This window comes from Algoriphagus sp. (assembly GCF_030694375.1).
GTDB lineage: Bacteria > Bacteroidota > Bacteroidia > Cytophagales > Cyclobacteriaceae > Algoriphagus.
Map to the genome: position 1 here is coordinate 73,595 of NZ_JAUXYL010000038.1, position 12,582 is coordinate 86,176.

Consider the following 12,582-nt stretch of genomic DNA (forward strand, 5'->3'; position numbering starts at 1 on the left):
TTTGAGCCCAGAAAGTAGGGAAAATTATGCGAAATCCACAGCCAAAGGTATAAAAGACTTTGAATGATAATCTACCGAGTCAAAACTCCGAATTCACCGAATGTTGCAGGATTTCCATCAGTGGTTTTTAGGGATTTTAGTTTTATAAATCTGGACTGAACTGAATCAAACCGGACAATTTGTTCGATTGGGCTATTTTGGATATTTGAAAATTCTCCACGCCTTACGGTGTTCCATTTTTTACCGTCATCACTTATCTCAAATTGATATTCGGAAATAAAGCCACTTGGATATCTTGCCTGCATGGGTAAATAAGTAAACCCACGCAGCGAAACTTCTTTTCCGAGATCTATCACCAGTTCATTACTTGTTGAAGTCCAATAAGTCTGAGATTTTTCATCGATTGCCCGTATCGCATTGGAGTCGTTGGCTATTGACTTCCAGTTTCCCTTGGCGATATCAAAATCAACTCGTGCAATCTCTGAGCGTTTTCCAGATTTTGAATCCACCGCAAGAGCTTGAACAGTGGTTGCTTCTAGCACTTCAAATTCACCTAAAAAAGGATTTTCGCCCACTTTTGGCGCATTTCCATCTAAGGAGAAAAAGATTTGCTGGCTTTCTTCCGCTGTGGTGATGCTGACTTTTCCTTCCGGGGTTCGGGTGATTTTAGGGGGAAAAAGCAAAGCCGGAGCATGGTAAACCCCGATTTCAGAAATCACGGGGATTCCTTTTGCCTCCAGGAAATTGATGCGGATTTTTCGGGCCTCGGTATCCGGGAATCTCAATATCCGCTTGAAACCTATGGTGGTTCCTCTTGCCACAATCTCCCATTTTCCATTGACTTCTTTTTCGAGGGAAAAAGCTTTGACCCGCTGTCCGAGATTGACAAATTCCTGGATCAAAAGGCGGTTGAAGAAAACTGATTTTCCGAAATCCAATTCCACAAAAGCCTGAATCTGTCCATCAGGTGTGGACCAATAGGTATTGAAATCTCCGTCATTCAGATTTTCCACGCCATATCCTTCACCCCGGCTGGAAGAAGATTTAAAAGAAGCCTCCTTAACCAGGTTGACAGCAAAATCTTCCCTGATTTTGGCAGCCATCTTCAAAATCGCTTCTTCGTCCTTCTCATGAATCAAGCCACGGGTATCCACAGGGAAATTGATCAGTAGCGAGCTGTTTTGCCCGATACTCTTGTAATAAATTTCCATCAGCTCGGGTAAGGTTTTTACTTTGTGATCTTCATAAGTATGGTAATACCATCCCGGACGGATACTGACATCCGACTCAGCTGGCACCCAATGTGTGCCGTTTTCCTGTCCCGTGGCCCATTTTTCAGAGAATTCAGGCATTCCGGCATAGACCGAATCCCGCATCAGATTGGACCAGGTAGTCTCGTATGCAAATCCATGTTCGTTTCCTACCCACCTTACATCCGGACCTGCATCGCTGAATAGCATGGCATTGGGTTGAAGTTTTCGGACCAATTCAATCGTCGTCGGCCAGTCGTAATAGCTGAATTTATCGACTTTTCTTTCCTCATTTGCTCCTCCATACCAGCCTGTGCCGCCATTGGCGCCGTCAAACCAAATCTCATACAATTCCCCATAATTGGTCAGCAATTCCGTCAGCTGATTACGCATATAGGTGATGTATTTCGGCTTGCCGTAGTCGGGATGATTTCGGTCCCATGGGGAATAGTAGATCCCCACTTTCAGTCCTTCTGCCCTGCAGGCATCTACAAATTCCCGAATCAAATCGCCTTTTCCATCTCGCCAAGGGCTGTTTTTCACGGAATGCGCTGTGTAAGCTGATGGCCAAAGTACAAATCCGTCGTGGTGCTTGGCTGTGATGATCAAGCCTTTCATCCCGGCTTCCTTTGCTACACGAGCCCATTGTTTTGCGTCGAGCTCCGTCGGATTAAATTGCCAAGGTTTTTCATCTCCAAATCCCCACTCCCGGTCTGAAAAAGTATTCATATTAAAGTGGACAAAGCCGTAATACTCCAGCTCCTGCCAAGCGATCTGTCTTTCATGAGGAATTGGGAGAATCGGCTCCGGCGGAGTGGCTTTTTCCTGACAATAACTGAGCGCGAAAGCTAAAAATGGCCAAACAAACTTCTTCATAAAATTAAATTCAAGGTTGCTGTTTTTCAGTTGGGGATGGAAATCTAAAACAAATTAAGATTAGCTGATCCCCAATCAAAACCATTGGTCTGGATTGTTGCTTTTGTCTGCAAGTTTCCTTGTATTTTTCGGCCATGAAAAATGCCATCATCCTATTTCTATTGCTACTGAGTTCCTCCCTTCAGGCCCAAATTTATGTGCGTGTATCAGATTTTGAATCTAAAAAGCCTTTGGAAAAAGTCTTGCTTAAGGTTAATAACTCAAAAGACTATTTAACTGATAAGGAGGGTAAGGTAAGGATAGAGGAGCAAAGCCCTGTTAGTGTCACTTTTTTCCTTGAAGGATATCGATCACTTGTCGCAGAGTTTCAAGATGGGTATTTTGAAATTGAATTAAAGCCCATTTCCATCTCACTCTCCGGTGTGACTGTCTCCGCTTTCGAATCAGAAAGGCCACTTTTGGAGCAATCAGCTGCTGTCAGTGTAGTTACTGAGCGGGACTTCAATCGGTTCAATGAAACCTCCCCCGTTAATGCCTTCAATCAAAAAGCTGGGGTAAGAATCGAAGAACGTGCGCCGGCCAGTTACCGGGTTTCAATCCGTGGAAGTTCGCTTCGTTCGCCCTTTGGAGTGCGGAATGTGAAAGTCTATTGGAATGAGGTTCCATTCACTTCACCGGACGGGACGACGGCTTTGAACCTGCTTGATCTGGCCAATATCAAAAGAGCGGAAGTGGTGAAAGGGCCTTCCGGAAGTATTTACGGGGCCGGAAACGGCGGTGCTATTTCTCTTTTCAGCCAACCAAATCTGACAGAAAACCGGATTGCGACCGAATATTTAACCGGGGATTTTGGATTAAGCCGATTCAGGTTAGGGCTTTCCCAGCAAGTAGGGGAGGGTGGAGTGGAGGCTTCTTTTGTCAGCCAAAAATCAGACGGCTACCGGGAGCATTCGGCGGTAGATCGTCAGGTATTTCAGTTGGGTGGGTTTTTTCCGATTTCTGAAAAGCAGGAAATTCGTACCCAGTTGCTGATTTCTGACTTGGATTACCAAATACCCGGAGCCTTAAATGCCGCACAAGTGGAACAGAATCCCAAGCAGGCACGACCGGGCTCAGTTACTCAAAACAGCTCTATTTCCCAACAGACAGTACTGCTTTCATTGGGGCATCTGTATCGATTTTCTGAAAAGACAAACAACAACACAACCGTTTACCTCAACACGAACAACTTTGAAAACCCGTTTATTCTCGATTACAAGAAAGAGCTGGGCTTTGGATATGGCCTAAGGACGAAGTTTACGCATGATGGAGAATTGGGAGGGAAGTCTTTGCGATTGATTGTAGGAGGAGAATATCAGAATGGATTGACTGATGCGCAGAATTTTGGCAATCGGGCCGGAGTGGCAGATACGGTTCGCTTTTCGGACAAGCTCAGAGCCTATCAGGGCTTCTTCTTTCAGCAAGCTGAATGGAATCTGAATTCCAAATTGCTGTTTACACTGGGTTTGTCTGAAAATTTTTCCGGCTATGAAGTAGATAGACAAATCGACGCCACGCGCAAACCTACAGGACTACAATCCAGGAAATTTGATCCTGTAGTAATCCCAAGAGTTGCATTAAACTATCGAATGAATGCCTTTAGTTCGGTGTATGGATCGGTCAGCAGCGGATTTTCTCCCCCTACTATCGATGAGGTTCGAACCAATGAAGGAAGTTTAAACTTTGCTTTGGAGGCAGAAAAAGGGATCAATTATGAAGTGGGGTATCGATTGGGCAAAGAAAAATTCAACTTCGAATTGATTGGCTATTATCTCAAGTTGGAGGAGACCATCACCACTTTCACCAATGCAAACGGAGTGGTATTATTCAGAAACGCGGGCTCAACAGATCAAAAAGGAATTGAGGCGACAGTAGATTATGCCCTTCTGAGAAATTCTGACGGATTCGTCAGAGACATACTGCTGGGAACAGCTTACACCGGGCAGTTTTTCAAGTTTGATGAGTATGCCAAGCAAGCCAACGACTTTTCAGGAAATGACCTGACAGGAGTGCCGAAGCATAATCTGGTCAGTCGCCTGGATCTGAGAACTTCCATTGGCTTTTACCTCAATTTCACACATCAGTTTACCGACAAAATTCCACTCAATGATGCCAATACCGTCTATCAGGAATCGTATGACTTGGTGAATATGCGATTTGGGTATGTACGCAAGATTGGCAAGTTTGACCTGGAGGTTTTTGCAGGTGTGGATAATCTCCTGGACGAGTCATACTCTTTGGGAAATGATCTCAATGCCTTTGCTGCCAGATTCTATCAGCCCGCACCGACCAGAAATTGGTATGGAGGAGTGAAATTGGGATTGAACTATTGAGGGAAAATAGGGTAGAAAGATACTGGACTTTGCTCCAATAGGCAGGCTTTTGTCCTGATGGACATGCCCTTTAAATGTTCTGTTAAGCAAAAAAAAAAGCGGTCTTTAGACCGCTTTTGCTGTTTCCATTTGATTGATGATGTCCTCGTAGTCGAGCTTGTCCCAATTTTCGGTAATTAGGGGGCTTGCCATTACTTTATTCATAATTGCTTCCTGAAGCTTCCCTTGCGCGTACGCTTCGGCATAACTCATATCGGTAAAAGTCACCATTGTATAGAGCGGTATCCACTCTTTTGGATAAAGCTCATGAAGTTTGGCTTCTATTTTTTTGCGAAGCAAAAACTTTGGACTCGACACCGAATCACGCATTTCAATGAAGTTTTCCATCGCTAGCTGACAAATTGCATCGGTATCAGGTTTGCGCTTTTTCTGGAATTTTTCGAAAACCAAATCCCAAGCATTCGTACCGAGTTTTTCAATCAGTCCATTCAAAATTGAGCAATCCTCAAAACCGCAATTCATCCCCTGTCCATAAAATGGAACCATGGCATGAGATGCATCTCCAAGCAATAATGAATTTCCCTGAACCCAAGGATAGCATTCAATATTTACCAAAGCGGCTGTAGGGTTTTTGAAAAACTCGGTTTTCAAATTCGGCATTACTTGATATGCATCATCAAAATAGGCTCTGAATACGGTTTCGAGATCTTTTTCATCCTGAATTTTCTCAAAGCAAACCTTCGTACCTTCAAAAGGCAGAAAAAGTGTACAGGTAAAAGACTTGTCAGGATTTGGCAGGGCGATGAGCATAAATTTACCTCTTGGCCAGATGTGCAAGGCATTCGGATCCATCGCAAAATCGCCAGAAGCTGTCGCTGGAATCGTCAATTCCTTGTATCCATGGGAAATGTATTCCTGTCGATAGTTGAAGCGGATTTGCTTTTGCATGGACATTCTCAATGCTGAGTATGCACCATCAGCCCCGATTATGACATTGGGAATTAATTTATTATCTCCTTCTGGAGACTCAAAGCAAATCTCATTTGTTCTGAAATTCACATCGAGACACTTGTGCTCAAAGTGGATTTCGGCACCCAATCGCTCCGCCTCCTCTACCAATAATTGATTGAAATTTCCTCTGGAAATGGAATAAATTGCCTGATCAGCTTTGCCATATGGCACAAAAGTAGTCCCTCCATGCTCATCATGCACTCGCCTTCCGTACATCGGAATCGCAAAAGGCATAACCTTATCCTTCAAGCCAACTTGCTCCAGACTTTTCCAACCTCTATGGCTCAAGGCCATATTGATCGATCTGCCAGCTTCGGAATAGGGATTTTTGCGCTTGTCAGGTCGCTTGTCGTACATAGAGACTTCGAGACCCTGACGTCTGAGATATATGGCCATCAAACTGCCGATCAAGCCGGCACCTAAGATGGTAATTTCGTTTTTCTTCATCGAATATGTTTACCCACGCTTCTTTAAGCGAATTTTTTCAGGGATTGTTCCAAAATCTTTGCAAACCGGAACACATCCAAGAAACTGTTATATAGTGGAGTAGGCGCAAGTCGAATCACGTTTGGATTTCTCCAGTCACCTACTACTCCTTGATTATACCATTCATCGAAGACTTCCTTGCCCCCACGGTGGATCAGCAAAGATAACTGACAGCCTCTTTCAGCCGGATTATTTGGGGTAATTATTTCCAAAACCCCTGATTCACCGCTGATTTCCCGGATCAGAAATTCAAGATAGCCGGTGAGCTTTTCGCTTTTTAATCGAAGGTTTTCCATTCCTGCTTCCTCAAAAATATCCAAGGAAGCCTGATGTGCGGCCAATGCCAAGACATTGGAATTGGCCAACTGCCAACCGTCCGCTCCATACATTGGTACAAAACCTTTTTCCATCTTGAACCGCTCGCCTTCGTCATGTCCCCACCAACCTGCAAACCGGGGTAAATCAGGCCGCTCCGCAAATCTCTCGTGAACGTATATTCCTGAGACATTTCCGGGACCCGAATTCAAATACTTATAGCTGCACCAAGTGGCAAAATCCACATCCCAATCGTGAAGCTTTAGCACTGCATTGCCTGCAGCATGCGCCAAATCAAATCCTGCCAAGGCCCCGACTGAATGGGCAGCTTGGGTAATCGCTTTCATATCAAAAAGCTGCCCCGTATAATATTGCAATCCAGCCATATTAACCAAAGCCAGTTTCTCTCCGTGTCGCTTAATCTCACTTAAAATATCTTCGGTTCGCAAGGTATATTCTCCTGACCTTGGTGAAAGCTCCACCAAAACATCGGCTGGATCCAAGCCGTGAAATTTGATCTGAGTTTCCAGCATGTATTGATCGGATGGAAAAGCTCCGGCCTCCACGATGATTTTATAGCGCTCTTTTGTAGGTTGATAAAAAGAAACCATCAAAAGATGAAGATTGACCGAAAGGTTATTCATCGCCACCACTTCGTGCTCATGTGCACCGACAATCTGGCAAAGTGCAGGTTTTGACTTTTTCCGAACATGATACCAGGCATCTTCTCCGTGAAAATGCCCATCCACAGCCAAATCTGCCCAGTTGTTCAGCTCTTTTTCGAGGTAATCTTTGACGGACTTGGGTTGGATTCCAAGCGAATTCCCGCAGAAATAAATCGCTTCCTTTCCCTTGACTTTGGGAAAATGAAATCGGGATCTGAAGTGTGAAAGTGAATCTTTTGCGTCCATTTCACGGGCAAAGGATTCGGAGAATTGGTAGTTCATATTTTTTGGTCAACGGTCGACGGACCACAGTCCACCGCCAGAGAAAATAAGGTTTGAAGTCTGCTTTTTCCTGCTGTCGACTGTCGACAGTGGACTGTTGACTTTACTTTTCCATATACGTACCGCAAGATTTACAAGTCCTCAGGTCATTGCTCGACCAAAAACGCTCCATGATGGGAGGAAGTTGAGTCACGATATCGGTCAATTCGACATATTCTTCATGAAGCCGATTTCCGCAGTTTTCACAGTGCCAAATAAAGCCGTCCTTTTCTCCTGCTCTTCGGTAGCGCTCGATCACCAAACCAATCGTATTGGCAGGTCTGCGTGGAGAGTGAGGCACTTTTGCAGGCAAAAGGAAAATTTCCCCCTCCTTGATTTCAATGTCTTTGGGTTTACCATCCTCTATAATCTTGAGCACAATGTCGCCCTCCAATTGGTAAAAAAACTCTTCGCCTTCATCGTAGTGGTAATCTTTTCGGCTGTTTGGCCCGCCGACTACCATGACTATAAAATCGTCGTTTCCTTTGTACACCTGCTGATTGCCTACAGGCGGCTTGAGCAAATGACGGTTTTCATCGATCCACTTTTTGAAATTGAAAGGTTTGGCGACAGACATATTTGATTCAGGTTTGAGTAAAGATTACTTCCAAATATAGGTATTGAATCTAAAACCAGTTGTGAATTAGTTTTTGAACAATTGCCCAACTTAAAAGGTGAAAATTCTGAGGGTTTTTCCAAAGGTTAAGAATTATCTTAAATCTTTGAGGTTCTTCGGACCCTCGTAATTCGTACTTCGTAAATCGTACTTTTGTTTATAAAATATCAAAAACCTATGAATATCCCCATCGCCGACCTACACTGCGACCTGCTTTCCTTTTTGGCGGCAGTTCCCCGTGCAGATGCATTTTCCAAAGACCAAATTGCCTGCGCATTTCCATGGCTGCAGGAAGGTGGAGTCCGAATGCAGGTGATGGCGATCTACACGAATGTGGACGCTTCCAGCATGAGAATGGCCGGAAAGCAGGCCAAGATCTTCTATGATTTGCTGCGCAAAGAAGAAAAGACAGTAACCAAGTTTGATGCTGATTTTCTGAAAAACCCAAGCTCGGATAATCGAATTGGCATCATTGCAGCGGTTGAAAATGCGGCGGGATTTGGGCATGAAAAAGCCACTTGGCCGGAAATCTACAAGCAGTTTGACCGGATGCTTTCGACAGTCGGGCAACTTGCCTACATCAGTTTGACTCACCATACCGAGAATCGCTTCGGAGGAGGAAATTATGTCGAGGGAGTTGGGCTGAAAGAAGATGGAAAGCGACTCCTGGACTACATGGCTGGAAAACGGATTCCCATCGATCTTTCCCATACTTCCGACCTTTTGGCAGAGGGAATCCTGAATCATATCGACCGGCACCATTTGCCGATTCCGGTGATCGCCAGCCACTCTAACTTTCGGGCACTTTGGGATCACAAACGCAATCTGACAGATGAATTTGCTCAGGAAATCATCAAGCGAGGAGGAATTATCGGAGTGAATTTTTTACGGGCATTCCTAGATCCTAAAGTCCCTGAGCGACTTTTTGAACATATTCTGCATGGAAATAAAATGAGTGAAGATGCAATCTGCTTCGGCGCTGATTTTTTCTACACCAAGAATTTTCCCGACCAGAGCAGGCAACCGTTTTATTTCCCTTTGGCCGAAAATGCCGGGAAATATCCTTCGATTTTAGAATCCTTGAGCAAAACCCTGAGTGAATCTCAGCTCAAGAAACTGGCTTCTGAAAACGTGTTCAACTTCTACCAAAAACTTTGGAGCTGATGTCAAGTCATCATTTTGTCAAGGAGCAGCAAGAACCGGCAGTGTTTATCCTCAACACAGAAGGACTAAATTTCGATGGCATTTCTCCACTTTTGGAGTGGGTTCCGACGGTTTTGGTTTGGCAGGAATGCTTGGATACCGTGCTGAGTTGGGGTATAAAAATCGACGTGATTCTCGCCACGGAAACCTTCCAAAAAGAAAATCTCCAACTGCTGGAAGAGCAGTATCCGGTCAAGTTTCTGACTGCATCCCCAGAAAACACACTAGACGAAGGACTTCAATACCTCTTGGCAACCAAGCATCCGGCAGCGCATTTGGTTGGGGTTTCGCATTTGAGGTGTATGGATTTGGAGGGAAAATTGGATTTGTTTGACCTGACGATCATGGATGCAGGCTGGAAATACTATCCTGTCAAAAGCGGGAAATTCAAAAAGTGGTTTGCTGAAAGCACAATCCAGCTCTTAGGTCGAGAAGGAATGCCAGTGGAAATCTCCAATGAAAGCGGCAAACTGATGCTTCCTCTGATTTACCTGACCCAGTTGGAAGTGCCGGAAGGAATTACGGAGATTGAGGGTAAGGGGATTTTTTGGGTTGGGGAGGAAGTGAATTCTGAAGGCTGAAGTGAGAAACCAGAATTGAAAGCTGACTCAAATCAATTTTTATTATTTTTTTTTTGTAAAAATCCCTTAACAAATATTGACTTTTACAGAATTCGTTTAGATATTTTAAAAAAAATATTCCAACCAAAACCTTTTTTTATGAGCAACACATTTGCCCCCCCCCCCTTAAGTACAAAAATCTAGGTAGATTCGAATTCTTAGGTTTTCTAGCCCTTTTAATCTCTTTGAATCTCCTATTGACCTCTTGCGTCGAAGAAGCAGAAGCACCTAAAATCGCGGTCAACGAAAACGCCCAGATTGTCCAAGTAAAGTCTTGGTTTGAAGAAAATAAGACCAAGCTCAGACTTCCGGAAAAGGGCTCTAATTTCCGGTCAGAGTCTCAGGAATTGATCCTGCCATTTTTTGAAAAAGAACCCGATTGGAGTAAGTTTCATCATTATTATTTTCCAGATGGGCGGGAAGTTTTTGAGGTAAGATTGAAGAATCAGCAAATATTTTTCCCTTGGAATGATCGTAAAAAAGGAGACAAAGGAAAAATTAAAAATAGAGTAATTCAAAATATCCTTTTTGTCTAGAATCCAAATTTTAATCGTTATGATCCTTTAATAGCAAGGTATTATCCTGAAGAAAACTCTAGAAGAGATTTTAAGGAAATGAATTATCAAATGATTGATCAAAATTGGAGTGGAATAGTTGATCTATTTACTTATGATGAGCATTACTTTATCGGTTTTGAAATTGATAAAGGAAAAATTCTTGCTGCTCGTAAAATGGAAAAGATCTCAGATGGAAACCGTAAAGTAATTACCACCGAAAATAAAGACTACAAGTGTTCTGTCGTGACAACTACAACAGATTGGTATCAAATTACCTATGTGTTGGAGACGAATACTTGGTATGTTGAAGCACTTTCTCCAACTAGTTCCACTTCCTATAATTGCCCAATGGATTCCGGAATGAATCAGTCCACCTCGGGAGGTAATTTTACTTATGGTGGAGATGGATTTCTATGGTATAATTCTAGCAGCGGTACAAGTTCTTATTATCCTCCAGATGTTCCACTTCCTCTTTTAAAAATTCTGATATCGATTTCAGATGAAAAACCATGCATTAAAAATGCTGCTCAAAATGCAGTTTCAGCAGATTTTGCAAATGAAATAACAAACTTAATAAATGAAATTTTCCAAGAAAAGGAAGATTATCGATTAGAGATTGAGTCATATGATCTTGGAGATAATTCGTTAGATGGTTTCCATACTTTTAGTACTGCATCTTCAAATAATTCTTACGGAACTTTTTCAGTTGTAATTAATTCAATATTAGAAAATTCTTCAAAGGAATATATTACAGCTACTATTTTCCATGAGTTTCTTCATGCATATTTAGGATATTTAAATTTGGGTAACTTTTTAAGTGAATCTCAAGAACATGAAGAAATGGCTGTTGAATACATTGGGGTTCTTTCTAAGATTTTAGTTGAGAGATATGGTGTTAGAAAAACAGATGCTATGGCTTTGGCTTGGGGTGGTCTTCAAGGAACGCAATCTTATTCAAAAAAATCATCAACTGAAAAAAATGATATCGGTTTAATTAATCAAGCATATAAAAATGGACAAAAAGGAACAAAATGTAATTAGGGGGGCAATTTTTTTAGTGATTTATTTAATTGTCCAATGTGTTTTTGCCCAAAGGACCAGTAATATGGAAATTATTGGAGAGGAAAATTTTAGAAGGTTTATTGGGACAAATATGTTGATTCATCCTATTGATAATCCAGAAAGTGTTAAATATTCAGGGTACTATATTAAACTTTCTATAAAAGATGAACTTATTGTTGGTATTTCATTTTCCGAAAATGTCCCGATTAGTATTCCTAGAAGGCTGGCGGTAACTTTTAAAGATTTAAATGAAAAGATTTCTTTAAAAGATTATAGATTTCGAGATGTGGAGTTAATAATTATTCCAGTATTACTCCATTGGGTTGAAATTGAAGAAGAATTAAGTAGTCTAGATAATGCTTTATCCTATATTATTCCAGATAAAATTAACTGCAAATTCGTTTATATCCTCGATCCATTTGTTCATAATCTGTATAATCCAAGAAAATAAAATTTGTAAGTGGATAAATATTCTGAAATTAAAAAGGAAGGCTCTCACCTTCCTTTATTTGCCTAAAATATTAAGATCATTTCCCCGAAAAAATCGGGGCAGGCAGTGCCTCGCTATGACGCCTACTCCCTAATCCACCCAACTTTATCCCCAATCGGCTCACGCTTTCCGGCAGGCCAAGTGTCGGTAGCAGGCTTGGCGACGTAGAAGAAGCCCATCAGCATATCTTCTCCTTCCAGACCGAAATCTTCTCTGGCTTCACCCCAGAAGGTCGGTCCGCCCGTCCCCCAATAGCAGGCTAGTCCATGTGCACAGGCCGTGAGGTACATGTTCTGAACAGCCATGGCTGTGGCGGCGATTTCTTCCATCACCGGAATGCCCGAACCTTCGGTTCGCTTCATCAGAATCGCAATCACGTGAGAGGCTTTCAAAGGTTGATCCTTAAATTTTTGATAAGTCGCTTCGATGAAGTTGGTGCCGTTTTTCTCAGCACGCATTTTATACATTTCAGCCTGGTAATCCGCGAATTTCTTCAGGCCTGCACTAGTGTAGACGATAAATCTCCAAGGCTGAGTCAATTTATGAGTCGGCGCCCAATTGGCGTTTTCCAGCATTTCTTCAATAATGGAATCGTCCACAGGATCGTTTTCTTTGAATTGGGCGGGGAACATGGACCGTCGTCCACGGATGATTTTGGTTACTTCTTCGACGTTGAAATTTGGCATTTGCATAATTATTTGTCTTAATTTTTTTTGATTGAAAGTTTAATTTGAGGAC

General features: G+C 42.6%; 11 protein-coding genes. 6 read left to right on the forward strand and 5 right to left on the reverse strand.

Annotation, left to right across the window (positions count from 1 at the left end; translation table 11 throughout):
• Positions 1–71: 71 nt before the first annotated feature.
• Entirely contained in the window at positions 72–2,126 is a 2,055-nt protein-coding gene (locus Q8M62_RS12055; protein WP_305668160.1) for an alpha-L-fucosidase, read from the reverse strand.
• A 134-nt stretch (positions 2,127–2,260) separates the two neighbouring features.
• Between Q8M62_RS12055 and Q8M62_RS12060 the strand changes: the two genes are divergently transcribed.
• Entirely contained in the window at positions 2,261–4,498 is a 2,238-nt protein-coding gene (locus Q8M62_RS12060) for a TonB-dependent receptor domain-containing protein (RefSeq protein ID WP_305668161.1), read from the forward strand.
• A 105-nt stretch (positions 4,499–4,603) separates the two neighbouring features.
• Here the strand turns inward: Q8M62_RS12060 and Q8M62_RS12065 are convergent, their stop codons facing one another.
• The 3 genes from Q8M62_RS12065 to Q8M62_RS12075 form a co-directional block, all read right to left on the reverse strand.
• Positions 4,604–5,956: an NAD(P)/FAD-dependent oxidoreductase gene (locus Q8M62_RS12065; RefSeq protein WP_304901487.1), complete on the reverse strand. Its 1,353-nt coding sequence runs from the start codon at positions 5,954–5,956 to the stop codon at positions 4,604–4,606.
• Positions 5,957–5,979: 23 nt separating this feature from the next.
• Positions 5,980–7,257: a kynureninase gene (gene kynU / locus Q8M62_RS12070; protein ID WP_304901488.1), complete on the reverse strand. Its 1,278-nt coding sequence runs from the start codon at positions 7,255–7,257 to the stop codon at positions 5,980–5,982.
• 103 nt (positions 7,258–7,360) lie between these two features.
• Positions 7,361–7,873, reverse strand: a complete 513-nt coding sequence (locus Q8M62_RS12075; protein WP_304901489.1) for a 3-hydroxyanthranilate 3,4-dioxygenase — start codon at positions 7,871–7,873, stop codon at positions 7,361–7,363.
• A gap of 216 nt (positions 7,874–8,089) precedes the next feature.
• Here Q8M62_RS12075 and Q8M62_RS12080 point away from each other — a divergent pair, with 216 nt between their 5' ends.
• The 5 genes from Q8M62_RS12080 to Q8M62_RS12100 all read left to right on the forward strand — a co-directional run bounded on the left by Q8M62_RS12080 (position 8,090) and on the right by Q8M62_RS12100 (position 11,805).
• Positions 8,090–9,076, forward strand: coding sequence for a dipeptidase (locus Q8M62_RS12080; protein WP_304901490.1), 987 nt, complete (start codon positions 8,090–8,092; stop codon positions 9,074–9,076).
• On the forward strand, positions 9,076–9,696 hold the full coding sequence (locus Q8M62_RS12085) for a thiamine pyrophosphokinase (RefSeq protein ID WP_304901491.1): 621 nt from the start codon (positions 9,076–9,078) through the stop codon (positions 9,694–9,696). The genes Q8M62_RS12080 and Q8M62_RS12085 overlap by 1 nt, the downstream gene beginning before the upstream one ends.
• Positions 9,697–9,920: 224 nt before the next feature.
• A complete protein-coding gene (locus tag Q8M62_RS12090) occupies positions 9,921–10,271 on the forward strand; it encodes a hypothetical protein (protein ID WP_304901492.1) in 351 nt (116 codons plus the stop codon).
• 78 nt (positions 10,272–10,349) lie between these two features.
• Positions 10,350–11,333, forward strand: a complete 984-nt coding sequence (locus Q8M62_RS12095) for a hypothetical protein (protein WP_304901493.1) — start codon at positions 10,350–10,352, stop codon at positions 11,331–11,333.
• Entirely contained in the window at positions 11,305–11,805 is a 501-nt protein-coding gene (locus Q8M62_RS12100) for a hypothetical protein (RefSeq protein ID WP_304901494.1), read from the forward strand. Before Q8M62_RS12095 ends, Q8M62_RS12100 begins: the two co-directional genes overlap by 29 nt.
• A 122-nt stretch (positions 11,806–11,927) precedes the next feature.
• Here Q8M62_RS12100 and Q8M62_RS12105 read toward each other — a convergent pair whose 3' ends face one another.
• Complete coding sequence (locus Q8M62_RS12105) at positions 11,928–12,536, reverse strand: nitroreductase (protein WP_304901495.1); 609 nt, start codon at positions 12,534–12,536, stop codon at positions 11,928–11,930.
• Between the last annotated feature and the right edge of the window lie 46 nt (positions 12,537–12,582).